Here is a 23,270-nt window from a genome sequence, read left to right as displayed (position 1 = left end):
TTCCAAAACACGCTCCTTCGGCACATCCATGTGACGCTCGGGCTCCGCCATCCCTGGCTCCGCACGGTTTTGGAAGGGCCCCTCCCCTTACTGTCGCATCAAGCCTGGGCATTAACGTTCTTCAAGCCGAAGCGCCAGCCCGGAAGCCCGCACCACCTGCTGACCGACGCTGTCTTTCAGCACCTGGGCATCGCCGGTGATCAGGCTGAACCAGTTTTTCGCCCGGGTGATGCCGGTGTAGATCAGTTCTTTGGTCAGTACCGGGCTGAGCCGATCCGGCAGCACCAGGCAGGTGTGGTTGAACTCGGAACCCTGGGATTTGTGCACGGTCATGGCGTATACGGTTTCCAGTTGCTGCAGCCGGCTGGGAGAAATCCAGCGGATGCCACCGGTGCTGTCACCGCTCGGGAAGGCGACACGCAGAGTGTCCCTGGCCTCACCGTTCTCCGTCTTGTCCCAGGGTACTCGAAAGGTAATGCCGATATCCCCGTTCATCAGGCCCAGGTTGTAGTCATTGCCGGTGACCAGCACCGGCCGGCCGGCGTACCAGCCTTCCGCTCTCGGGATCAGCTTTTCCGCCAGCAGATGCCGGGCGACCCGGTCGTTCAGGCCTTCCACGCCCCAGGGCCCTTTGCGCAAGGCACAGAGAATCTGGAAGTCGTTGAAGGCTTCCAGCACCTGTGCGGCGTGGGCGTCCCAGTCGTCCCGGTCGCTGTCAGCACTCAGTCCATGGTTGTGCATCATTGCCAGGTAGTGCCGGTAACCCACCGGTGGCGGCAGTGCCTTATCATTCACGACCCGCCCCTGGCCGGCGTTGCGGAAGGCTTCCGGTGTGCCGTTGATGGCGTGTCGGCAGATCTGATCGAGGGTTTGTTCAAGCTCGGGTTTGGCGTGCTGGCTATTGAGCCAGATCACATCCTCGAATTCCGCCTCCCGGATCTGGCGTAACACCGCGCTGTCCAGAGCGCTGGTATTGACCGCTTCTGCCAGCTTGCGAATGCCACTGTCTTCCTCGAACCGATAGCTCTTGCGCAGCATGGCCACGGCCTGATCCATGGGCTGGCCGTTCGGGTCGATGAGGGTGTCCGGGACCGGATCGCCAGTGATGGCCGCCAGCCACCGGGCGGTGTCCGGTGCGTAATGCGCGTCCAGAGCGCGCTGGCACAGCTCACCCAGTACTGCGCCAGCATCCACCGAAGCCAGCTGGTCCTTGTCCCCCAGCAGAATCAGTTGGGCATTGGCGGGTAGGGCGTCGAACACCGAGGCCATCAGGTCGACATCGACCATCGAGGCTTCATCGATCACCAGAATATCCACCAGCAGCGGGTTGTCCCGGTTGTGGCGGAACTTGCGGGTATCCGGCCGGCTGCCGAGCAAACGGTGCAGGGTGGTGACCCTGGTGGGAATGTCCTCCAGGTGTACCTTGCCCGGCAGTTGGTCCAGTGGCAGACGACTGACCGCACCACCAATGGATTCGTTCAGGCGGGCGGCAGCCTTGCCGGTGGGGGCGGCCAGACGAATGCGGTATTTCCGGCCGGCCCGTTGCGGAGACTCTCCCGCCACCGCCTGCAGGGCTGCCAGCAGGTTTACCACGGTGGTGGTCTTGCCCGTGCCGGGGCCGCCGGTGATGACCGCGAAGCGGTTACGGGCGGCCAGGGCGCAGGCCAGTTTCTGGTAATCAACCGGTTCCGGTGATTGGAACAGTTGGCCCAGGGCTTTGGCCAGGGTTTGGGCCGCAGCGGAATCCGGGTCGGCCAGGGGTGATGGTAAGGCCAGCCGTTGCAGGATGCCGTCGGCAATGCGCTGTTCATACCGCCAGAAACGGCGCAGGTAGAGTCGGGTCTCGTTCAATACCAGTGGCGTAGTCAGTGAGCCATCACTTACCGCTAAAGATCCGCTCAGGGCGACCTGGCAGTCGGCCAGGGTGACCCGCGCAAGCAGATCACCGGGTTTCAGCTGGTTCAGCTCAGCGGCTTTGGATTGAGTGAGAGTATCGCGAGCCGGCTCCTCCGGCGGCAGCGACAAGGTGTTGCCCGCATCCGCCAGCAGGTTGGCCAGATCAATACAGACATGGCCCCGGCCCACCTGATGGGAGGTCAATGCTGCCAGCAGCAGGATCAGCGGGCTCGGAGATTCGCCCTGCTCTTCCGACAGCTCACAAATCAGCCGGGCAAATCCCACATCCAGGGGGCGGATCCATTCCGCCAGTTGCCATTGCTGCAGCAACGCTTCGGTCTGTTCGAGGCTGGCCAGCAAGCCGGATTTATCCACAGCTCTGGATTCGGCGATTGGCGCCGGAGCAGTGGCCGCGGGGTCATCCCCCAAATCCAGGGTTATCTGATTGTCAGTGTTCCGGGTACGGCTCATGCGGCTACCTCCCCAGATACCTGTTCGCCATCAAACAGGGCATCCAGCTGTTCTATCAGGGCCTTTGGCGGTTTGTCGGTGAAGGCTCCCCCACTGGGGGAATGGACCCCTCGCAGGAACAGGTACACCGCCCCGCCTATGTGCTGGTCGTAGTCGTAACCGGGCAGCCGGGCTTTCAGCAGGCGGTGCAGGGCCAGCAAGTAGAGGACGTATTGCAGGTCGTAGCGTTTATTCAGAATGGCGTCACCCATGGTCTGATCGGTGTAGGCGCTGTCGTTCTCACCCAGGGCATTGGATTTGTAGTCGAGCACGTAGTACTGGCCGTTGTGTTCAAACACCAGGTCGATAAAGCCCTTGAGCATGCCGTTGAAGCGGTTCTCTTCGACCCGGGGCCGGTCGGCTCCATTCAGGGTGTGATGGGTCACCAGCTGGTCGAGCTTTTGGATGCTGACATTACGGCTTTCGAACCAGAATTCCAGTTCCGGGCGCAGGGTGGCCAGGTCGGCCAGGCTGACGCTTTCGTTGCCGGAGCGTTGCAGCTGCAGTGGCCGGGTGATCAATGCCAGTAACCACCGTTCCAGCGGTTCCACCCAGTCGCTCCAGCCCTGGGTGCCGCAACGGCGGCTGAGCTGCTCCCGGAGCATGGCTGGGCTATCCACAACCCGCTGGAAGCCGTGCTGGCTGCACCATTCCAGCAGCTCGTGCAGGAAGGTGCCGGGGCCGGCGCCTTTGGGGAAGTTGTGGTGGTTGCGATGGTCCGGTATCGGGGACGTTTGTTCGCCTTCGTCCTGGGCGCTTTCTTCCAGCAGGTTCTGGGTCTGGGCGTCCTCCACCTCGCCGGTGAAGGCGATACCGGTGCCCGCCATGCCGGTGTACTCGATGGACGAGTAACTGGCAATCCACCAGTCCTCTTTCGCCTCACGGGTGGATTCCAGCGCAGGCCCCAGGGCTTCCGGTGCCGGTTCGGTGTACTGGGTCGGTTCGGCCTCTGGCAGCGGAGCTACGGTAATTTCCGGCCGGCCTTCACCCAGCCGGGTCAGGCAGTCGGTGATGCGGCTGGGTGCTGCACTGGCAATCAGATAGCCCAGGCCACTTTGTTGCCAGTTGTCGAGGGCCGCAGCGCCGACCCAGGTGGCAAACCGGGCCCGGGTCAGGGCTACGTAGAGCTTACGGATATCCTCGCCCAGGCGCTCCTGGTCGGCTTTGGCGACGTCGTTGGGAGTGGGATCGAACACGGTGATCAGTTTGCCCTGGCTATCGTGGTAGTGCACAAACGCCTGCTTTTCACTCTGGGCTCGATACGCCGTGCCAAAAGGCAGAAACACCAACGGGTATTCCAGGCCCTTGGATTTGTGCACGGTAATCACTTTTACCAGCCCGGCGTCGCTTTCCAGGCGCAGGGTGCGGTGTTCGTCTTCCTCGTCGGCGGCCCGCAAAATCTGGGTGAAGTGGTGCACCAGGGCGTGTTCGCCGTCCAGTTGCAGGCTGTCCTGCTGCAGCAGTTCAGCGATGTGCAGAATGTCGGTCAGCCGCCGCTCGCCATCGGCCCGTTGCAGCAACCGGCCGGGTACTCCGAAATCCATCAGGAAGCTGCGCAGCATCGGCAGCACACCCTGTTTCTGCCATTGTTGTTGGTAACCCATGAACCGTTCGATTTGCCGCTCCAGGGCGAGTTCATCGGTAAGCAAAAGGTCCAGGGCCTGCCAGGACTGGCCCAGGGTGGGCGTGGCCAGCGCTGCGCGAATATACGCCAGTTGCCGGGGTTCGGCGAAGGCCCGCAGCCAGCACAGCATTTCTTTGGCTTCCTGGGACGTCAGCACCGAATCCCGGTCCGACAGGTACACGCTCTTGATTCGTCGTCGGCCCAGGGCATCCCGCACCGCACCCGCTTCGTTGCGGTTGTTGACCAGAATGGCGATGTCTTTGGGGGCGACCGGTTCCAGGTCAGCGGGGTTGTCCGGCAGCGCAAAGCCAGCTTGCCCGGCCTGACCCAGGGTCAGCAGCCGGGCAATTTCGCTGGCGCTGGTTTCCGCCACATCGGCGGTGGCGGTGCCTTTGGCCAGGCCTTTCGGGGTGCCGTCTTTGCCCTCTTCTCCGGATTCGTGGGTCCAGAACATCAGGCTGGGCTGCCGTTCGCCGTTCACCGACCACAGGCGTTTGGTACCGTTGGCCGCCACGCCCTGGAACGGCAGCGGCGAAGTATCGCCCTTGCCGAACAGGAAGGCGCCATCGCGGCTGTGCTGGTCGCTGTGTTCGAACACCCGGTTCACCGCCGCCACCATGGGTTTGGCGGAACGGAAGTTCGTGCCGAGGGTCCAGGTGCGTTCTTTCACGCCATGGCGGGCCTGCAGGTAGGTATAAATGTCCGCACCGCGGAAGCCGTAGATGGCCTGTTTCGGATCGCCGATCATCAGCAGGCAGGTACTCGGGGCACCATCCGCCACGCTATAGATCCTGTCGAAAATGCGATACTGCACCGGGTCGGTGTCCTGGAATTCATCAATCAGAGCCACCGGGAACTGGCGGCGGATGGTGGCGGCCAGTTGGTCGCCACGAGGTCCGTGCAGGGCATCGTCCAGGCGGGTGAGCAGGTCATCAAACCCCATTTCCGAGCGTTTCTGTTTTTCCGATTCCAGTCGTTCGGCCATCCAGTGGCTGGCGTGGCGCAGGATGTCGGACTTGGCACTGGGCTGATTCTGGGAGAACGCCATGAGTTCTTCGATGGCATCGAAAGCCGGGTGATGAGGCGCGGGATCGTCCCCTTTCAGAATGTTATCCATGCCTTCCGGGGTCTGGTTTTTGAAGCCAGCGACACTCTCCAGCTTGTCCGGCAGCAGGTCATCGGATTCGGCCCAGGTAACGAGCGGGTCCCAGACCTTGAGCATCGCGTTCTTGCTACCGCCGTGGAGCCGTTTGCTCTTGTTCAGATCGTTCAGCAGGTCACTCACGTCTCCCTGCCACTGGGCCCAGGGATAGGCTTTCAGTTCCTGCGATCGGGCCAGGCGCTGGCTCACCACCTGATTGATGGCCTGGTCTACGTCGTTTGGCGGTGTGCCCAGGCTGTCCGGCTCATCGATCAGGTTGCGCACGGCCTTGCGCAATTCCCCCGGGGTTTTCCAGTGACTCAGGGCTTCGTCCATCAGCGCCGGTGGCAATGGGTAAACAAAGGTGCGCCAGTAATCCCGGGCGACTTCGTCCAGCAGTTCACTCTGGTCGGTTTCCAGGGGGAGCTTGAACAGGCTGCCACTGTCGAAGGCGTGTTCGCTGAGCATGCGGTTGCAGAAACTGTGGATGGTGGACACCGCGGCCTCGTCCATCCATTCGGCGGCCAGCAGCAGCTTTTTCCGGCAGTCTGGCCAGGTCGCCGGGTCCGGATAGCCTTCATTCCGAAGCTGGTAAATCAGCGCCGTTTCCGCCGGTGGCTCGGGCTCGTCGGGCGCATCGGAAAACACCTCGGCGGCCTGGGTCAGCCGGGTGCGGATACGATCCCGCAGTTCCTTGGTGGCGGCCTCGGTAAAGGTCACCACCAACAGATTGGGCGGCAGCAGGTTCTGCAGTGGGCTGTCTTGGGTCTGGCCATGGCCCAGCACCAGGCGTACGTAGAGGATGGCGATAGTGAAGGTTTTGCCGGTGCCGGCACTGGCTTCAATCAGCGCGCTGCCGTTGAGGGGTAGCGCTAGCGGATCCAGGTTGGGGTTACGGTTACTCATCTGGTCAGTCATTCCATGCTCCCGATCTGTTCTGCCGCGGACTTGCCCTGCTCCGCTTCCCACAGGGGCACATAGAGTTCATGCAACAAAGCTTCGAACTCGCCACTGGCCAGCAATAACTCCGGGCTTTCAAAGGCCCCGCGCAGATAGCCGGTATCCCGCTCCAGGGCAGTGCTGTAGGCCTGTTCCGCATCGCTGATGGCCCGTTCGTGGTCACCCAGGAATTTCTTGCTCTGGTAGAAGCTGTAAATCCAGGCAAAGCCGGCATCGCAGTGAATCGGCAGTGCCCGGGTGGTGGCGGCCATCCAGCAACTGAGAATCGCGTCGAAATACTGCCTCGCCTGTTCCGGTGCCATTGGCAAAAAGCTGAACTTGCGGCCTTCTTCCTTGCCCAGGATCAGGGTTTCAAACGGCTGCCCGCTGAGCTGTCCGGCCAGGTGCATCACCCAGTCCCGCATCAGGTTGGCGTAGCGGACTTTCTTGCCATTACCGGAGCTGGTCAGCAGGCCGGAACGGGCCACCACCAGCCGGCACAACTGGCCGTCGGCGTTGCAGCGGAGGCTGTCGATCAGATCCACCACGTCCACGACCCCCATTGCGTTTTCAAGCCGGTAGTCGAAGGGCAGGGGCTCGGCCACGGCTTCCGGCCACTCGGCCAGGGCACTCTGATAACGCTCAAACAGATCCGGTAACCGTCCGGACAGCTCCGAGCGCAGCCGGTGTTCAGTTACCCCCATGCCCAGGTCGCCCCGGCGGGCCATGCGGTTGAGGGTGGTTTCCAGACGTTCGTACAGCTCTTCTTCGGAGCCGGCTTTCAGCAGGCCTTGGTGAATCAGTTCGTTATCCAGGCGCCATCGGTCCAGACCGTTCAGATCGAAGTTCTCGTTGTCGGTGTCGTCGTCTTCCACATCGTCAAAACGCACCTGAAGGCGACGCTGGTAGAAAGTGTCGATGGGCTTTTTCAGGAAGCCAGCCAGATCGTTCAGGCTGATGGGCTCCTCCGGCGCCTGATACCACAACGCATCCTGCACCTGATCTGCGGCTTCAACGCCATGGGCGCTGCGCCATTCCCGTTCGTAGGTGAACAGGTTTCGGGCCTGAAGCACCTGGGCCAGGGGTTTGGCTGGGTTGTGCTCACTGTCACCGCCGCCCTCGCCCATGCCATTGGCTTTCGGGAAATAGGCCCGGCTGAAAGGTTGCAGCGGGTGTTGCGTGGTCAGGGCTTTGGTGACGTTTGCATCGGGTTGCCCGGCCACGGACCACAGGCTGTCCAGATGGTCCTGGAGCTGGCCCACCAGCACTGACGGTGGCCGTTCGGAGTCGTCCTTGATGCTGCGCCCTACCCAACTGATGTACAGCTGTTCCCGGGCCGACAGCAGCGCTTCCAGGAACAGGTAGCGGTCGTCTTCCCGGCGGGAACGGTCCCCCGGCCGATAATCCTGCGCCATCAGGTCGAAATCCACCGGTGGCCGGGAACGCGGATAATCACCATCGTTCATGCCCAACAGGCAGACCTTGCGGAAGGGAATGGCCCGCATCGGCATCAGGGTGGCGAAGTTCACCTTGCCGGCCAGGAAGCGCTGGTTCAGACCGCCTTCGTCCAGGCCTTCAAGCAGGACATCCTTGACGATGTTCAGGGGCAGGAGCTGAGTATCCAGACCGGCGGCCAGAGAGTCCTCCAGCCACTGTTCCAGCTGGCGGCGGAAACGGTTGAGCAGCAACAGATCGCTGCCCTCGACCTTGTGGAAAAACTGCCCGAGCATATCCGAGAACAGGATTTCCCAGTCACCAGGGCTTCGTGTGCTTTGCAGCGCCTGCCACAGAGTTTCCAGTTGATGCACGAATTCACTCAGGCGGCCGGCCAGGCTGGCTTGCAGACCGCCGATTTCGCCATAAGGCTCCACGCCGCCCCAGGGCTCGTCTTCGCCCATGCCGTAACCCAATAACATGGCCCGCAGCCCGGATTGCCATGTATTGCGATCCAGGTCGGCGGGAAGGTCCAGGCTTTGCCGGTGTTGGCCGTGCAGGCCCCAACGGATGTTGGCGCCTTCCACCCAGCGCCGGGCCAGGGGAATCTCGTCTTCGCGGATGCCAAAGCGGTTACGGATACCGGGCACTTCCAGCAGGCTGATGATTTCACTGACTCCAAACCGGCTGCGGGGCAGCGACATCAGGGTTTCCAGGGCGATCAGCACCGGCTCGTGGTGGCGCTGGCCCTGGTCGGAAATGGTAAAGGGAATGTGGCGCTTGCGGCCGGGCGGGTAACGGCCAAACACCGCCTGAATGTGGGGCGCGTAGACGTTGATATCCGGCACCATCACGATCACATCCCGGGGCCGCAGGTCAGGATCCGCATTGAAGGCGGCCAGCAGTTGGTCGTGCAGGATTTCCACTTCCCGCTGGGGGCCGTGGGCATCGTGAAACACCAGGGAATGGTCGTGGGTCAGATCCAGCTGGCGGTTCTGCTCGCGGATTTCCTGCAGCGGCGTCAGGTTGTGAATGTCGTTCTGCAGCTGGTGCAGCAGGCAGGGTTTCTCCCCAGCGCCGTGTTCCGAGAAGATGTCGATTTTCTGGTCCGGGGTACGGAAGCTGTCCCGATATTCGTCGGGGTTGTCGAACTCGTCCAGCAGGCGGATATAGTCCCGGCCCTGCTTGCCCCAGGCCGCCAGTAACGGGTTGGCGTGCTGGTGCAACTGGTCCGGATCATCGATCTGTGACAGTACCGGATGGGCCTCGCCCCGCTTGCGCTCGGCTTTCAGCAGCTCCCGGTCGCTGATGATATCGGCCCAGTAGAACTGGCTGGGATTGTGGACACAGAGCACCACCTGGCTGAACCGGCTCAGAACGTACAGGGCTTCCAGGGCTTGTCGGGGCAGTGATGATACGCCAAACACCACAATACGCCTGGGCAGCCGGGCCGGATTGGCCGGAGCGTTGATGCGCTGGCCCTGTTCCATAAAGCGGGTGTGGATTTGCGAACGGCTGGAATGAGCGGCTTCACCCACGTCGTCCACCAGCTTGCGCCAGAGCAGCGGCTGCCAGAGTGTTTCCGGGTCCAGCGCTTTTTCTTCGCCCCGGGCGGTGATGATCACATCCTTGCCCTGCTCCCAGGCTGCCAGCCAGTCGGCCCGGAACACCTGGTACTGATCGAACAGGTCCGCGACTTTCTCAGCCAACTGGAAATTGCGCAGATCCGGGTCGGTGCCGTCCAGAAACCGGGCCAGTGGTGTGAAGGCGTTGTCCTGCCCCACCAGTTCCGGCAGCAACCGGTAAAGGCGCCATACCAGCCGACGTTTGTCGAAGGGCGACTGCTCCGGCACTTCGCCGTCCGGTAACACCGCCCGGTAGGCCTGCCAGATAAATCGGGCCGGGAACAGGAAGTCCATGCCGGCGGCAATACCCAGACCGCCCTCAATGCCATCCTCCGTGCGCTTTTCCGCCAATGCCAGCTTCAGCCACTGGGCAATGCCGTTACTCTGCACCAGAAAGGTTTCGCTCTGCAGTGGCGGCATCGGGTTCTGGCGGCAGATGTACACCACCGCCCGGCGCAGGTCTTCCAGGTGGTTGGCGTGAATGGCGTGAAAGCCGGGTTCGATGGCGGCGGGTTTATCGATGGACGGAGCGGCCATGGGTTTCCTTGTCTGGTGTGCAGTTCAATCCTGATGCCACAGGTTACCGTATGTGACCACAGATGCGGACAGTCTGAAATGTCTGATTACAGTAAAGCTCAGCTTCAGGTTAACGGGTCGTGGCGAGTAGCTGAAGCCGATGAAACGAGCGTCTGGAAAATCGCCGGCGTTCGCCTGCTCCCGGCGGAACAGGGCATCTGAAGCGTTCAAGCCAGGTGACGACCCCCATCCAGGGCGATAGTCCGTCCAGTCAAGTACGGGTTGTTCAGAAGAAAGTGCAGGGCTGCCACGGCCACCCCCACACCGGGTTCTATTCCCATCAGCGATTTTTTCAGAGTTTTTTCCCGATAGGCGTCGCCGTCCCCTTCATTGAACATAATCAGTGAAGGGGCAACACTGTTGACCTTGACTCGCGGCGCCAGCAATCTTGAAAACGACAGTGTGAGGTTTGCCATCGCCGCCTTGCTGGCGGCATAGGCGATGTGTTTTGCACTGCCCTTTTCGACCACATAATCGGTCATGTGGATAATGTCGGTAACGGAATCGCCGTTCTCCAGCAGCCCCCGGCACGCAAGGTTGAGCCGGTAAGGGGTCATGGCGTGAATCTGCATCATGGCATTCATCACCTCCGCGGTGTCAGACTCATCGCTTTCGGGCATCCAGTCCGAGGCATTGTGAATGATGGCCCTCAGGCGGTCGGTTTTCGTCTTGAGGGTTTCAACAAACGCATCAATCCCTTCATTCGTGGCAAAATCCGCGTGGATGCAATCGGCACCGGCTTTTTGCAGGGCGTCGACCGCAGGGCGGTAGCTGCGATAGGTAACGATAACGGGCTGGCCCTGTTCAAGACAGGCTTTGGCAAAGGCAAGACCGATGCGCTGGCCGGCGCCGGTGATCAGAATAGGTGCGGTCATGGGGTTCTCCTGTAATCGAACCTGTCGATACGTTTACGCCGCCCACCCGGGTCATTGCGTCTGCTTAAACCCCGGGGACCACTTGCGAGAGAACTGAACCAGGCTATGGCATTTCAGAGTCCGATGGACACCAGACCGGGTACGGCGGATCTCGAGAATCCGCTGTATTACCTCGAAAACATGGAGACAGTGGTTGGCTGGGTGTTGAATCACCACGCCGATTTGCTGACCACGGAGGAGCAGGACCGGCTGAGAGCATTTCAGGCGCTTTCATTGCCGGCACGGGCGCTGCTGACCCGGATGGTGATGCGTACGGGTGAACTGTTTCGTGCCGATAAACTGCGCTACCCGGAACTCGGCGTGCCGGAAAGCGAAGCGCTGGAAGAACTGGTGGCGGACTACTGGCTGGATGCGGAACCTTTGCTCACCCTCGACCAGTTGTTTCGTCTGTATACCCTGGGGGAATTACGTCCGGTGTTCGCGGCGGCGCTGCAGGAAGCGGGATGGCAAAAAACCCTGCCGAAATGGCAAATGCTGGAGGTATTGCAGCAATCTTTTCCCGATGCGCTGTCGCTGGCGGACTGGCTTGGGATGGACGTGCAACCGGTTGTTTGCATCAATCCTATGGCGCTGTTTGACCGGGTCCGGTTGATGTTCTTCGGTAACCTGCGCCAGAGCTGGTCCGATTTCGTTCTGGTGGAACTGGGCCATCAACGTTACGAGCCGGTGACATTCACCCCGGATTCCAGGGCGTTCCAGCATCGTTCGGAGGTGGACATCTACCTGACCATGCACCAGTGCCGGGAATGGCTGGACGAGGGCGTGCCCGCCCGTGAGGTCTGGCCAGAGGTGCCTGCGCCGTCGGACAACGCCTGGCTGGCCAGCCGCCGGGACCGGCTGTTGCTGGAGTTGGGCCGGCAAGCGGAACGGCAGGGGGAGCGGGAGCTGGCCCTGCAGGCATTCGGCACCAGTGGCCACCGGGAAGCGCGGCTGAAGCAGCTCCGGTTGCTGGAGCGGATGAAACGTCACCGGGAAGCCTGGGCCATCGCCTCGCGGTGGCAAACCCAGGACCTGAGCGACGCCGAGGCCCAGGGGCTGGCACGCATTCTGAAACGCCTTGCCGCAAAGCTGGGTGAGGGACCTCCGCCGGCGCTTACTCCTCCGCCTATCCGGGAATTCACCCTGACCCTGCCAAAACCGGCGCTGGGCTCGGTGGAATTCGCCGCGCAACAGCATCTGTGGCGGGACGATTCGCCGGTGTTCTATGTGGAGAACACCCTCATTAATGGCTTATTCGGGCTGTTGTGCTGGCAGACTATCTTTGAACCCGTGCCGGGTGCCTTCTTCCATCCGTTTCACGTGGGGCCGGCGGATCTGACCCGGGAAGATTTCGTGGCCCGTCGCCAGGCGTCGTTCGACCGGTGTTTCGCCTGCCTGCAGGATAACAGCTACCGGGAGCGCATCCTGGACAATTACCGGGCCAAACAGGGTACCACCAACCCCTTCGTGATCTGGCCGGTACTCACCGAGGAACTGTTGAGCCTGGCGCTGGATTGTATTCCACCGGCGGATCTGGAGCGACTGTTCCGTCGCCTGCTGTTGAATATCCGGGAACACCGCAGCGGTTTTCCGGATTTGATCCGGTTTCACCCTGGCAACACAGGGCCTGATCGCCAGTACGAAATGATCGAAGTGAAAGGTCCGGGTGATCGGTTGCAGGACCACCAGATCCGCTGGCTTGAGTTTTTCGCCGGTGCGGGGATTCCAGCCAGTGTCTGTTACGTACGCTGGCAGGAAACTGGAGTGCCGGAATGACGGTGAAGGTTGCCATCCGCACCCTCTGCGAGTTTGCTGCCCGCCAGGGCGATCTGGATTTCCGCTACACCCCGGCGCCCAGTGCCGAGGAGGGCATTGCCGGCCACCAGGCAATCCAGTCCCGGCGCGGTTACGGTTATATAAGCGAGTACTCACTTACCGGAGAATGTCTGGGATTAGAGCTTTCCGGGCGTGCGGATGTCTATAACCCGCACCGTGGACGACTGGAAGAGATCAAGACTCACCGGGGCGATCTGTCCCGCATCCGCGAACATCAACGGTCGCTCCATCGGGCCCAGCTGAGGGCCTACGGCGCGCTGCTGTGCCGCCAGGAAAACCGGAAAAAACTGGAACTGGCGCTGATCTATTACAACGCCAGCAAGGACCGGGAAACGCCGGTTGTTGAAAACGCCAGCGCGGACGAGCTCTGGCAGGAGCTGGAAGCTCTGTGCGGCCTTTACAAGGATTGGGCTGAACAGGAAGAACACCACCGGGAGCAGCGCGATGCCCTGCTTTCCGGGCTGACGTTTCCCTTCCCGGCGTTCCGCCCCAGGCAGCGGCAGCTCGCGGAGACCGTCTACAAGAACTCGGTGAAGTCCGGCACCCTGCTGCTTGAGGCCCCGACCGGTCTGGGCAAAACCCTCGGTACCCTGTTTCCCGCCCTGATGGCCATGCCGGCGGCACAGCAGGACCGGCTCTTCTACCTGACCTGCCGCAACACCGCCCGCCAGCTTGCCATGGATGCGGTGGCGCGCCTGCGTTCGGCCCAGGTCGCGCCGCACTGGCCCCTGAGAACCCTGGAGCTGGTGTCGAAAGACGACGCCTGTGAACATCCGGACAAGGCCTGTCATGGTGACTCCTGCCCCCTCGCCGAAGGCTTTTTCGACCGCCTGCCGGATGCCCGGGCTGAAGCCGCCCAGACCGAAAGTACCCTTGATAAGGCAATATTGGCGAAGATCGCCGCGGGTCATGACATTTGCCCCTATTTCCTGGCCCAGGAAATGGCCCGCTGGAGTGATGTGGTGGTCGGCGACGTGAATCGGCTGTTCGACCAATCCGCCCTGCTCCACGGTCTGATTCGCCAGAATAACTGGAAGGCCAGCGTTCTGGTGGACGAAGCCCACAACCTGGTGGACCGGGGCCGGGGCATGTATTCGGTGCGGCTGGACCAGCAACGATTGCTAAGGCTGAAAAAAGCGGCTCCCAAGCCGTTGAAGTCGGCAATTGACCGCACGGCCCGGGCCTGGCAGAGCCTGATCCGGGATCATCAGAGGGAGGATGACGCCCCGGTCTTTCTGGAGAGCCTGCCCGCCCAGTTGCTCGGCGCCCTGCAAGCCATGGTCTCCAGTCTTTCCGATTACCTGGCCGATAATCCGCCGGATCTGGCTTTGCAGGAACTACTGTTTGAAAGTGTGGCTTTTATGAAACTCGCAGACTCCTTCGGTGACCACTCCCTGTGCGAGTTCCAGAGGGCCGGTCGGGGCCGCGCCAGTCTGACCATCCAGAACCTGATACCGGCGGATTTTTTACGGGAACGGTTTGAAGCCGCGAACTCGGTGCTGCTGTTTTCCGCCACCCTGAGCCCGGGTGTCTACTATCGGGATCTGTTGGGCCTTCCGGAGGACTCGCGCTTCACCTCACTGCCCAGCCCGTTCAGTGCCGACCAGTTGCAGGTACACTTCACTCCAGGCGTCAGTACCCGTCAGGTTCACCGGGAAGCCTCGCTGAAGCCGATCGCCGACCTTATTGCCCGCCAGTTTCGCGATAGGCCCGGGCACTACCTGGCGTTTTTCAGCAGCTTCAAATACGCCAGGCAGGTCAGTGACGTGCTGGCCCGTGAAGCGCCGGATGTTCCCCAGCGGGCCCAGCAACCGGGTATGTCACCCCAGCAGAGGGCAGCGTTTCTCGCGGGTTTCAAAGAATCAGAGGGCAGTGTCGCATTCGCGGTGCTCGGTGGCGTGTTCAGCGAAGGCATTGACCTGCCGGGAGATCAATTGATCGGCGCCTTCGTCGCCACCCTTGGTCTGCCACCGTTCGACGCCTGGCATGAAATTCTGAAGGCCCGCCTCGAGCAGCGTTTCGGTGCCGGCTACGAGTACACCTACCTGATTCCCGGCCTGCAGAAAGTGGCCCAGGCCGCCGGGCGCGTTATCCGTACGCCGGAGGACGAGGGCGTAATCTGGCTGATTGATGATCGGTTTCTACAGCCGGGGATCAACCGGCTTTTGCCGCGCTGGTGGTTCCCGAAAAGCTCCGTTTAGGGAAGCCGACTATCCGCCAACGAGTGAGTCTGCTCAGTTGCCGGGTTTACCAGTAACCTGTGTTGGCCATCGAACAGATGAGATGTGGAGACAGCGTTAATCTGGGAGTGTGCCCGGTCAGTCAACTGCCGAGGCTCGGCCCCGCCGGGGCCGCATGATGTCGGTGTTGGCGAAAACAGGAGAACAAGATATGGAACGGATAATGCGATCAGTGCCGATGTTGGCAGTAGCAATGTTGTTGGCTCTATTCGTCGGGTGTGCCTCTACCGAGTCCAGTTCTGGCACCGGTGAGTATATCGACGATACGGTGATCACCACCAAGGTCAAGGCGGCGATTTTCAACGAACCGACGCTGAAAAGTGCTGAAATCAACGTTGAGACCTACAAGGGTGTCGTACAGCTGTCGGGCTTCGTGAGCTCGAAGGCCGACATCCAGACTGCGATCAGGGTGGCCCGTAGCGTGAAGGGCGTTAAATCGGTCAGTAACGATATGGAGCTGAAATAGGGACTGGCGATCTATTCAGGGATCCTCCGGAATGCCTCAGGCTTGGCGATGCGTCAGGCCTCGGGCTTATTCCGCAATGAGGATTCCAGATTCTTCGTTTCGGTAATATCCACCAGGGTGATGACGACTCCGTCAATCATATTGTCCAGTCTCCGGTAAGGAATGATCCTTACTGAAAACCAGCGTTCATCGTCGGTGGTAATCTGTTTTTCGCTGACCGCCAGGGTATCCAGCGTATTCCGGGCATCTTCCTGAAGCTTCGGGTAACGAAGGCTGGTGGTCAGGTCGCTCAGCGGGCGGCCGATGTCGCTTTCGCGCAGGTTGATAATGGTTGCGGCCCGCTCCGTGTAGCGCCGTACATTCAGGTCCTGATCGAGGAAAAGAACCGCGATTTCGATGCTGTTGAGCACGTTCTGCATGTCGCTCTGGGCCAGAGCGAGATCATCCAGCTTGGTTTGCAGCTCTGTGTTAATGGTTTGCAGTTCCTCGTTCATTGACTGCATTTCTTCTTTTGACGTTGTCAGCTCCTCATTGGCCGACTGCAACTCTTCATTGGTCGACTGAAGCTCTTCGTTGGACGCCTGCAGTTCCTCCCGTGTCTGTTTTGCCTGCTGCCTGAGGCTTTCAATTTCCTTCTGATACCGCTGGATTTCCAATGCGTAGTCCGATTCGGTCACAGAGGCTGGTTTGCGGCGCCGGGAGACCGCGGGCGTCGGCGCATCTCGGAACACAACCATGGTCATGCCCTTCAGGGCATCGGGTTCACGGAGGGCCTGAAGGGTCACATCAACGGCCTGAGCGCCGGCGCCGGTCTGTACCAACACTCCCGTAAGCTCAAGCGGTTCCGACTGGTCCGAAGCCTGCCGCAAGGCGGTATACAAGGGTTCACGCAAGCCTTCCCGGGCCATGGCATGGATGTTCCAGTTGGCTTTTCCAGCTGCAGGTTCCAGATACTTGCCGGTACGCCCGCTGATATAAACGATATCAGCATCCGCATTGAGCACCACAGCGGCCGGCGCATAGAACTGAAGCAACACATGGTCTGCGGCGGACTGCAGGGTGTTGGTAGCCCCCTCCGGGGGAATGCGGGTAGATTGCACGGGTTGCTCCTGGGGCATGGTTGACATCGGTGGGAACGATTTTAGCAAGAAGTCGGAGTGGCGGTCTGATTCGAAGGGTTTGCATCGGTACAGCCGCATTTTAGGCTTCAGCGGTACAAACAGATGATTCAGCCGGCCGATGGTTTCCGAGCTGCCCAGCATCAACAATCCGTTGGGGCGAAGGCTGTAGTGGAACAGGGGCAGTATCCGTCGCTGCAGTGACAGGTCAAAATAAATCAGCAGGTTGCGGCAGGCAATCACATCCAGCTTGGTGAATGGCGGGTCCAGGATGACATCGTGTGTCGTGAACAGTATCTTGTCCCGTATTGATGGCTGTATCTGGTAATAATTGTCGTGTCTGGTGAAAAAACGCGCCAGCCGGGTCTCGGACACGGTACGTTCAATACTGAGTGGGTACTGCCCCCGCCGCGCCACCGCAATGGCTTCCGGACTGATGTCGGAGGCAAAAATCTGCAGATTCAGTGCCTGCCCAGGCTTGGTGTTTTCCAGTGCCTCTGTAAACGCAATCGCCAGGGAATAGGCCTCTTCCCCGGTTGAGCAACCCACCACCCAAGCTCGCAGCATGTGTTCCTTTGGTTGACTGGTGAGCAGTTCAGGCAGGCCAGTTTCGACCAGGTAGTCCCAGGTTTCCGGATCCCGGAAAAACTGGGTAACACCGATCAGCAGTTCCCGGAACAGCAGTTGCACTTCCTGGTTGTTCTCGGCCAGGAAGTGGGTGTAATCGGCCAGATCCGAAATGCCATGGATGGCCATACGCCGCTCAATCCGGCGGTTCAGGGTTGTGGGCTTGTAGAGGGAAAAGTCGTGCCGGGTGTGCCGTTGCAGGAGGCTGAGAAGTGGGTCCAGCCGCCTCAGCGAGATGTCAGCCTGGTGGTCAGGTTCCGGGCTCTGATTCGGATTCGGTTCCGGAACGCGGCGAACATAGGCCAGTATGCGTGCCGGTAATTCATCAGCCGGCGCCACAATGTCGGCACAGCCGGCGGTTATGGCGCTTTTGGGCATGGCATCAAACTGGGCGGAGGCAGGACTCTGCACCACCGTCAGCCCGCCTGTGGCCTTAATGGCCTGCAGGCCCAGGGTGCCATCAGAGCCCATGCCGGAAAGCACGACGGCAATGGCCCGTTCGTTCTGAGCGCTTGCCAGGGATGAAAACAGCACATTGATGGGCAAACGCAGCCCCCGGTTTTGCGTCGGTTGCTGCAGCTTCAGGGTTTGATCAAGCACCCGCAGCTCGCGGTTCGGCGGGATGACATAGATCGAATCCGCGCGAACTGGCATATTTTGCCGCGCTTCAAAAACCGGCATCTCGGTAAAGCGTTGCAGGAGTTCCGGCAGCAGCGCCTTCTGGGTCGGGTCCAGGTGCTGCACCACCAGAAATGCCATGCCGGTATCGCAAGGCGTATTGCGGAAAAAGTCTTCCAACGACGCCAGGCCGCCAGCGGAGGCGCCGATACCCACCATACGCATCAGGACGTCGCGGCGTTTGCTGTGGCTTCAATCAGTATCATCAGAATGCTGTCCCTGGCAGCTGCAGACCGTGCGATGATTTTCACGCGCCTGCGATCCGGAAGTTCAAACGATGCACTCGCTGGCTCCTCGTTCCCGGAATTCCTGAGCAGTGTATTAACCGTAACTTCCTCGCCTGGTGCCAGAACTGAACTCAAGGCGTTGCCGGCAAGATCCGTGGTGGATTGCCCGAAAAGCACGCTCGCTGCCTGGTTGCCTTCAATGATTTCTCCATCGTTGGCAACGATCAGATAGGCGACAGGCGCCTGCTCATAAAGCGACCTGTAGTGAGCCAGCTCCTCGCTGATTTCGTGTTCGTTGGCCTGAAGCTGCTCATACAGAAGATCAAGCTCGACCTGGTAGGTCTGAAGCTCATGGAGCAATTTGAGGGCGTCCCCAGCGGTTTCGGCTCTGCTGGCTTGCTCGTAAAGCAGTTGCAGCGCATCCACGCTGAGGTTGCCGCCGCAGTGGGGTGGCGATACCCCGTGGTCAATCAGATCCCTGGCACTGCGCCTTAATCGGTCATAGCTTTCGGCATTCGGGTATCGATCCGTGTCCTTCATAGTCCCTCCATGATGTGTCTCCCGAAACCGGCGTCTGGGTTACGTGAAATGAGTTTACTCGACCTTGGGACACCCGAATAGCCGGGTTTGGAAGTTTTTGACAAGGGGGAGCCCGCTGTGTGCGCTAGCGAACAGAAGATCTGTTGGGCGAGGCCTAGTGTGTTTGTAACGGAATGTTGTCGGGCCGCTGAGGCCCGCGTTATACCGTGGCATAAGGAGCCTGCTATGACTATTGACCCAATCCGGTGTGCTTTCAGACGCATCGGTCTTTTCACTGTTTTGATGTTTGCCACACTGACTCTGGTTGCCTGCGCGTCTGCGCCGCTGCCGCCAACGGAGTCCCTGAATGCTGCCAGAGATGCCATCGCCAGTGCCGAACAGGCTGAAGCCCGGCAATACGCAGGGGCCGAGCTGGAGGAAGCGAATCGGCATCTGGCGGCAGCCAATGAGGCTGTTGCAGCGGAACGAATGGCCGAAGCCGAGCGCCTGGCCAAACAGGCGCGAGTTGCCGCCGAGCTTGCAATCGCGAGAACGGAAGCGGCCAAGGCCGCGGCTATCAATCGTGAAATGGGGCGTGGTGCCGAAGCTCTGGATGAAGAAATGCAGCGTCAGGGAGATCAGCAATGAAGATTCCATCGTTTTTGAAACCGGTTTCTGGCGTGAAAACCGGCGCCGTGGTTTTGCTTTCCTCGCTGCTTCTGAGTGCATGCGCCATGTCGCCGACGAGCCCCGACGGCTCGGAGGATGTGCGCGCCAAGCTGACGCAGTTGCAACAGAACCCGGACATGATGACTCACGCCCGCGTGGAATTGCGGGATGCGGAAGCGGCGGTTGTACTGGCCGAACAGCCGGTGGATGACAACGCGGTGGCCGCTCACCGTATTTACATGGCAGACCGGATGGTTGAAATTGCCCGTGCCAAAGGCAAGGCCGGGTCGCTGGAGGCTGAGCGGGAGCTGTTGGGCGAGCAACGGGATGAGGCCCGACTGGCGGCCCGAACCAGGGAAGCAGACCGGGCCCATGCCGAGGCTGAAAGTGCTCGTAGCTCGCAAGCACAGGCGGCCGCTCTGTCTGCCCGTGAGGCCGAGGAACTGCAGCGTCAGATCGACACCCTTGAGGCCGAGGCGACTGAACGGGGGCTGGTCCTGACCCTGGGCGATGTCCTGTTTGCCACCGGCAGTGCGGAGCTTCAGGGCGGCACAAACCAGAACCTGGAAAAACTGGTGAACTTTCTCAAGCAGTACCCCGATCGCCAGGTGTTGATTGAAGGTCATACCGATAACGTGGGCAGCGCCGCCTTCAATCAGACATTGTCCCGTCAACGGGCTGAGTCAGTCCGACGGTTTCTGGTAAACCGTGGCATCGAAAGCAGCAGGCTGTCGGTGTCCGGATATGGCTTTGAGCGACCAGTTGCCAGTAACGACACTGCCATGGGTCGTCAGCAGAACCGTCGTGTCGAGGTCGTCATTGAGAACAAGGAATAATGGCATGCTGCGATATAGAGACTATTTCCCGTTAGCAGCGGATACCCAGGCCAACGCTGGCCTGGGTAGGAGTATTCCGCTGAGCGATGCCCTGCCGCTGGGCATTCTGGTGACCGACCAGGATGGCAAATGCCTCTACAGCAATATCGCTTATCAGAAACTCTGTGGCTGGACCGGTGATGAGCTGATCGGATCGCACTGGAGTGCGGTGATCCACCCCCAGGATCATGAGAGGACTGTCCGGCATTGGGATGCGGCGGTGCTGGGGCACAAGTCCTTCGTATGTGAAGCGCGCTTGAAGTCGGCGAGCGGGAAGGTCATCTGGACCCGCCGCAACGCGGCCCTGCTGACTGACGACATGCCCGGCGAGGGATACGTGCACACCATCGAAGATATCAGCACCTATAAAGCCCATGAGAAGGCCCGGAGAAAGGCCGAGGAGCAGTTGTTCGAGGAAAAGGAGCGGGCTCGGGTCACCCTGGATTCTATTGGCGACGCGGTGTTGTGCACCGATATCGACGGCCAGGTGTCCTACATGAATGTGGTGGCAGAGACGTTGACCGGCTTCAGCCGCCTGGAAGCTATCGGGCGGCCCTTGAGCGAGGTTTTTCATGTGGTGGATGCGACCAGCCACGAGCCGACGACCGATCTTGCCCGGCGAGCCATTCAGACCGACAGCATCGTGGCGCTGGAAGCAAATGCCCTGTTGGTGGCCAGAGACGGTACGGAGCTTGCCATTGAAGACTCGGCGGCACCGATCCATAACCGCTTCGGTGTGGTCGTCGGGGCGGTGATCGTATTCCACGATGCCCGCTTTTCCCGGGAAACCACCGATCGCATGGAGCACCTTGCGCAACATGATGAGCTGACCGGGTTACACAACCGCAACGCCTTTTACGAGCGATTTGACCAGTCTCTGGCACTGGCACGCCGGCATGGCAAACAGATGGCCCTGCTGTTCATTGATCTTGATAATTTCAAAAGCATCAATGACGTTCTTGGCCACAACAGTGGTGACATCATCCTCTCGGTACTGGCGGGTAAACTGAAGAGCTGTGTGAGGGCTGCGGATACGGTTTGCCGGTATGGCGGCGATGAGTTTGTAGTGTTGTTGGGCGAAATTGCGCAGCCCGATCACGCCCATGCCGTTGCCGATAAAATACGGGAAGCCGCCGCATTGCCCATGATTATAGGTGGTCATGAGGTGATGCTTCAGCTCAGCATCGGGGTGAGTGTGTATCCCGAAAACGGGGAAACCGCCGATGAGCTATTAAAAAAAGCAGATATGGCCATGTACCGGGTCAAGATACTGAACCGGCGACCTGTTGCTGAGGACCTGGTGTCAGCGCCGGGAAGTCTGCAACGCCAGACCTAATGACTGACCTGGCGTGAGGTCAGGCGGTCTGTCTCCCGCTTTACTGCGGCGTAGCATTCGCAGCAAAGCTCTTCGAGCCCTGGCCGATTCATCACGGTGATATGGCCGCGATGGTATTCGATAATCCCCAGTTTTTGCAGTTTGCTCGCGGCCTCGGTGACGCCTTCCCGACGGACACCCAGCATGTTGGCAATCAGTTCCTGGGTCATCGTCAAATGATTGTCCGGCAGGCGATCAAGAGATAACAGCAGCCAGCGACACAGTTGCTGGTCAATGGAGTGGTGCCGGTTACACACGGCGGTCTGGGACATCTGGGTAATCAGTGCCTGAGTGTAGCGCAGGGCCAGGAATCGAAGCTCGGGTGTGTTGTCGAACTCAGCCTTGAGCTCCTGGGCCGGCAGCCGGTATGCGAAGCCCTTGCTTTGCACAACCGTGCGGCTGGGGGTGCTGTCTCCCCCCATGAATACAGAAATACCGACCATACCTTCGTTACCCACCACCGAGATTTCGGCGGAAGAGCCGTTAAGCATCACGTAAAGCAGCGAAACGATGCAGTTGGTGGGGAAGTAGACGAACTCAATGGTCTGGCCGGATTCATGAATCACGTCGCCGAGGTTCATTTCAGCCAGTTTGAGCCGGGGGAAAATCCGCTGTTTGGCACTGTCCGGAAAAGCGGCCAGCAAATGATTCTGCTCGGGAGTAATTGAAGCCTTCGACGCAGTCGAAGCAGTTGAAATATCAGGCATAGTCACCTCCCTGGCGAAGCTATTGGCGATCTGCGCATTCCTTTAAGAGATTGATCGCTGACAGGTTCGAGCGGGCCTGCCAATCACCACAAGAAGCTAGCACAAAATAATCATTCTGACTGCAAGATTCTTGCTTAATGTTTGTTCGTGTTTTGCCTGGCTACGGGTCGTTCTTTCAGGGTCCGGTTAACGGTGACGGTATTACCCCCGCTGTCCTGAGCAATGGCGGCGAAAGCCTGCTCCAGGGTCGCCCTGGCAATGGCTTCGTGATTCTGGGGCAGGGAGTTCACCGCAAGCGGCAGAAAGTCCAGCAGACGATCGTCTCCGAATGTCGCGAGGCGCAGGCTGTCCGGCAGCCCGCCGGGTTGTTCCAACAGTACATCCAGAACCCCCTGAAGCAGTGTGTAGGAGGCCGTTACCAGGGCATCCGGCAGGCCACGCTCCCGGAGAATCCGGTTCATCATTGCCGCACCTGAGGCGCGATCATAGTGGGGACCGCTTTCGATGAAGGTGGTGACCCCGGCCTGGCCGGCGGCAGCCAGAAAGCCCTCGCGTCGTTCGCGGGTCATGGCAATCCCGGGCACGGCGTCCAGCCAGGCGATGGTGGTGGTGTCATGCCCCAGCACTGAACGGGTCAGGGCGTCTGCCGCCGCCCGGTTATCGCTGACCACGCATCGGATCACTCCTGGCGACTGGGCGCGGTCCACGGCAATCACCGGCAGGCCATGCTGCTGCAGGTCCGGGTAAAACGGATCGTCCTGGGCCAGGGCACTGGCGACGATCAGTGCATCACAGCGCCTTGCCTTCAAGGCCCGGGCCAGGGATTTCTCGGTTTCCGGGTCGTCGTCGGAGCCGGCAATCAGAAGCTGGTAGCCCCGGGCCCGGGCGCCTTGCTCCAACAGCTTGGCGAGCCGGGCGTAACTGGTGTTTTCCAGGTCCGGCAGGATGAAGCCCAGGGTTCGGCTGGCGCCCCCCCGCAGGGCCGCTGCCTGGGTATCCACCTGGAAATTATGCTCGCGAGCGGCCGCAAGCACCTTCTCGATGGTGTCCGGCTTGATGCGTCGGGCAGCCCCCTGGCCATTAATGACATAACTGGCGGTGGTTCTTGACACGCCGGCAAGCCGGGCAAGTTCCGCAAGGGTCATGGGCAACGGCTCCGATTAAAAGATTGCTTGATTTCTGATCATATCTGTTTCATGATCGATTTTAAGCATGCTGACACGATTCAGCAACAAAAAAGACACGCACGATCAAAACAACAAAGCGAGGCAACG

Annotated in this window: 15 protein-coding genes; 7 read left to right on the top strand and 8 right to left on the bottom strand. The window is 60.3% G+C overall.

What is annotated here, in order from left to right; genetic code table 11:
- Positions 1-111: 111 nt before the first annotated feature.
- Genes recD through recC form a run of 3 tightly spaced genes read right to left on the bottom strand, consistent with a single transcriptional unit; the run spans position 112 to position 9,706 of the window.
- Positions 112-2,367, bottom strand: coding sequence for an exodeoxyribonuclease V subunit alpha (gene recD / locus CLH62_RS11485; protein ID WP_099618288.1), 2,256 nt, complete (start codon positions 2,365-2,367; stop codon positions 112-114).
- Positions 2,364-6,089 (bottom strand): exodeoxyribonuclease V subunit beta, encoded by a 3,726-nt coding sequence (gene recB / locus CLH62_RS11480; protein ID WP_099618287.1) that lies wholly within the window; start codon positions 6,087-6,089, stop codon positions 2,364-2,366. The genes recD and recB overlap by 4 nt, the downstream gene beginning before the upstream one ends.
- The gene (gene recC / locus CLH62_RS11475; RefSeq protein WP_099618286.1) at positions 6,086-9,706 is read right to left on the bottom strand and encodes an exodeoxyribonuclease V subunit gamma; all 3,621 of its coding nucleotides are present in this window, start codon (positions 9,704-9,706) and stop codon (positions 6,086-6,088) included. Before recC ends, recB begins: the two co-directional genes overlap by 4 nt.
- A gap of 78 nt (positions 9,707-9,784) precedes the next feature.
- Between recC and CLH62_RS21535 the strand changes: the two genes are divergently transcribed.
- Positions 9,785-9,907 carry a hypothetical protein gene (locus CLH62_RS21535; protein WP_265734807.1) on the top strand — a complete coding sequence of 41 codons (123 nt, stop codon included), beginning with the start codon at positions 9,785-9,787 and terminating at the stop codon, positions 9,905-9,907.
- A gap of 5 nt (positions 9,908-9,912) precedes the next feature.
- Here CLH62_RS21535 and folM read toward each other — a convergent pair whose 3' ends face one another.
- Complete coding sequence (folM, locus tag CLH62_RS11465) at positions 9,913-10,620, bottom strand: dihydromonapterin reductase (protein WP_099618284.1); 708 nt, start codon at positions 10,618-10,620, stop codon at positions 9,913-9,915.
- A 105-nt stretch (positions 10,621-10,725) separates the two neighbouring features.
- Between folM and CLH62_RS11460 the strand changes: the two genes are divergently transcribed.
- The 3 genes from CLH62_RS11460 (at position 10,726) to CLH62_RS11450 (ending at position 15,201) form a co-directional block, all read left to right on the top strand.
- On the top strand, positions 10,726-12,435 hold the full coding sequence (locus CLH62_RS11460) for a VRR-NUC domain-containing protein (protein WP_099618283.1): 1,710 nt from the start codon (positions 10,726-10,728) through the stop codon (positions 12,433-12,435).
- Positions 12,432-14,696: an ATP-dependent DNA helicase gene (locus CLH62_RS11455; RefSeq protein WP_228152834.1), complete on the top strand. Its 2,265-nt coding sequence runs from the start codon at positions 12,432-12,434 to the stop codon at positions 14,694-14,696. The genes CLH62_RS11460 and CLH62_RS11455 overlap by 4 nt, the downstream gene beginning before the upstream one ends.
- 190 nt (positions 14,697-14,886) lie before the next feature.
- Positions 14,887-15,201, top strand: a complete 315-nt coding sequence (locus CLH62_RS11450) for a BON domain-containing protein (protein WP_228152833.1) — start codon at positions 14,887-14,889, stop codon at positions 15,199-15,201.
- A gap of 53 nt (positions 15,202-15,254) precedes the next feature.
- Here the strand turns inward: CLH62_RS11450 and CLH62_RS11445 are convergent, their stop codons facing one another.
- Positions 15,255-17,789: a chemotaxis protein CheB gene (locus CLH62_RS11445; RefSeq protein WP_099618282.1), complete on the bottom strand. Its 2,535-nt coding sequence runs from the start codon at positions 17,787-17,789 to the stop codon at positions 15,255-15,257.
- Positions 17,789-18,391 carry a PAS domain S-box protein gene (locus CLH62_RS11440; protein ID WP_099618281.1) on the bottom strand — a complete coding sequence of 201 codons (603 nt, stop codon included), beginning with the start codon at positions 18,389-18,391 and terminating at the stop codon, positions 17,789-17,791. Before CLH62_RS11440 ends, CLH62_RS11445 begins: the two co-directional genes overlap by 1 nt.
- A gap of 225 nt (positions 18,392-18,616) precedes the next feature.
- On the opposite strand from CLH62_RS11440, the gene CLH62_RS11435 reads away from it, so the two are divergent.
- The 3 genes from CLH62_RS11435 to CLH62_RS11425 are packed head-to-tail and all read left to right on the top strand — an operon-like array spanning position 18,617 to position 21,250.
- Complete coding sequence (locus CLH62_RS11435) at positions 18,617-19,018, top strand: DUF4398 domain-containing protein (protein ID WP_211285734.1); 402 nt, start codon at positions 18,617-18,619, stop codon at positions 19,016-19,018.
- A complete protein-coding gene (locus tag CLH62_RS11430) occupies positions 19,015-19,875 on the top strand; it encodes an OmpA family protein (protein ID WP_099618280.1) in 861 nt (286 codons plus the stop codon). The genes CLH62_RS11435 and CLH62_RS11430 overlap by 4 nt, the downstream gene beginning before the upstream one ends.
- 4 nt (positions 19,876-19,879) lie before the next feature.
- A complete protein-coding gene (locus CLH62_RS11425) occupies positions 19,880-21,250 on the top strand; it encodes a diguanylate cyclase domain-containing protein (RefSeq protein ID WP_170005789.1) in 1,371 nt (456 codons plus the stop codon).
- Here the strand turns inward: CLH62_RS11425 and CLH62_RS11420 are convergent.
- Together CLH62_RS11420 and cra are read right to left on the bottom strand one after the other, a co-directional pair.
- Entirely contained in the window at positions 21,247-21,996 is a 750-nt protein-coding gene (locus tag CLH62_RS11420; protein ID WP_099618278.1) for a Crp/Fnr family transcriptional regulator, read from the bottom strand. The genes CLH62_RS11425 and CLH62_RS11420 overlap by 4 nt on opposite strands.
- A 134-nt stretch (positions 21,997-22,130) precedes the next feature.
- On the bottom strand, positions 22,131-23,141 hold the full coding sequence (gene cra / locus CLH62_RS11415) for a catabolite repressor/activator (protein WP_099618277.1): 1,011 nt from the start codon (positions 23,139-23,141) through the stop codon (positions 22,131-22,133).
- Between the last annotated feature and the right edge of the window lie 129 nt (positions 23,142-23,270).

Source organism: Marinobacter guineae (assembly GCF_002744735.1).
Taxonomy (GTDB): domain Bacteria; phylum Pseudomonadota; class Gammaproteobacteria; order Pseudomonadales; family Oleiphilaceae; genus Marinobacter; species Marinobacter guineae.
The sequence above is the reverse complement of the archived record's forward strand: the minus strand, read 5'-3'. Positions and strand labels throughout refer to the sequence as shown.

Coding starts and splice junctions, on each gene's coding strand:
- folM (WP_099618284.1), bottom strand. CDS start 10,620: ATGACCGCACCTATTCTGATCACCGGCGCCGGCCAGCGCATCGGTCTT.
- CLH62_RS21535 (WP_265734807.1), top strand. CDS start 9,785: ATGTCTGATTACAGTAAAGCTCAGCTTCAGGTTAACGGGTCGTGGCGA.
- CLH62_RS11445 (WP_099618282.1), bottom strand. CDS start 17,789: ATGCGTATGGTGGGTATCGGCGCCTCCGCTGGCGGCCTGGCGTCGTTG.
- CLH62_RS11420 (WP_099618278.1), bottom strand. CDS start 21,996: ATGCCTGATATTTCAACTGCTTCGACTGCGTCGAAGGCTTCAATTACT.
- CLH62_RS11460 (WP_099618283.1), top strand. CDS start 10,726: ATGGCATTTCAGAGTCCGATGGACACCAGACCGGGTACGGCGGATCTC.
- recD (WP_099618288.1), bottom strand. CDS start 2,367: ATGAGCCGTACCCGGAACACTGACAATCAGATAACCCTGGATTTGGGG.
- CLH62_RS11425 (WP_170005789.1), top strand. CDS start 19,880: ATGCTGCGATATAGAGACTATTTCCCGTTAGCAGCGGATACCCAGGCC.
- CLH62_RS11440 (WP_099618281.1), bottom strand. CDS start 18,391: ATGAAGGACACGGATCGATACCCGAATGCCGAAAGCTATGACCGATTA.
- CLH62_RS11450 (WP_228152833.1), top strand. CDS start 14,887: ATGGAACGGATAATGCGATCAGTGCCGATGTTGGCAGTAGCAATGTTG.
- CLH62_RS11430 (WP_099618280.1), top strand. CDS start 19,015: ATGAAGATTCCATCGTTTTTGAAACCGGTTTCTGGCGTGAAAACCGGC.
- CLH62_RS11435 (WP_211285734.1), top strand. CDS start 18,617: ATGACTATTGACCCAATCCGGTGTGCTTTCAGACGCATCGGTCTTTTC.
- recC (WP_099618286.1), bottom strand. CDS start 9,706: ATGGCCGCTCCGTCCATCGATAAACCCGCCGCCATCGAACCCGGCTTT.
- CLH62_RS11455 (WP_228152834.1), top strand. CDS start 12,432: ATGACGGTGAAGGTTGCCATCCGCACCCTCTGCGAGTTTGCTGCCCGC.
- recB (WP_099618287.1), bottom strand. CDS start 6,089: ATGACTGACCAGATGAGTAACCGTAACCCCAACCTGGATCCGCTAGCG.
- cra (WP_099618277.1), bottom strand. CDS start 23,141: ATGACCCTTGCGGAACTTGCCCGGCTTGCCGGCGTGTCAAGAACCACC.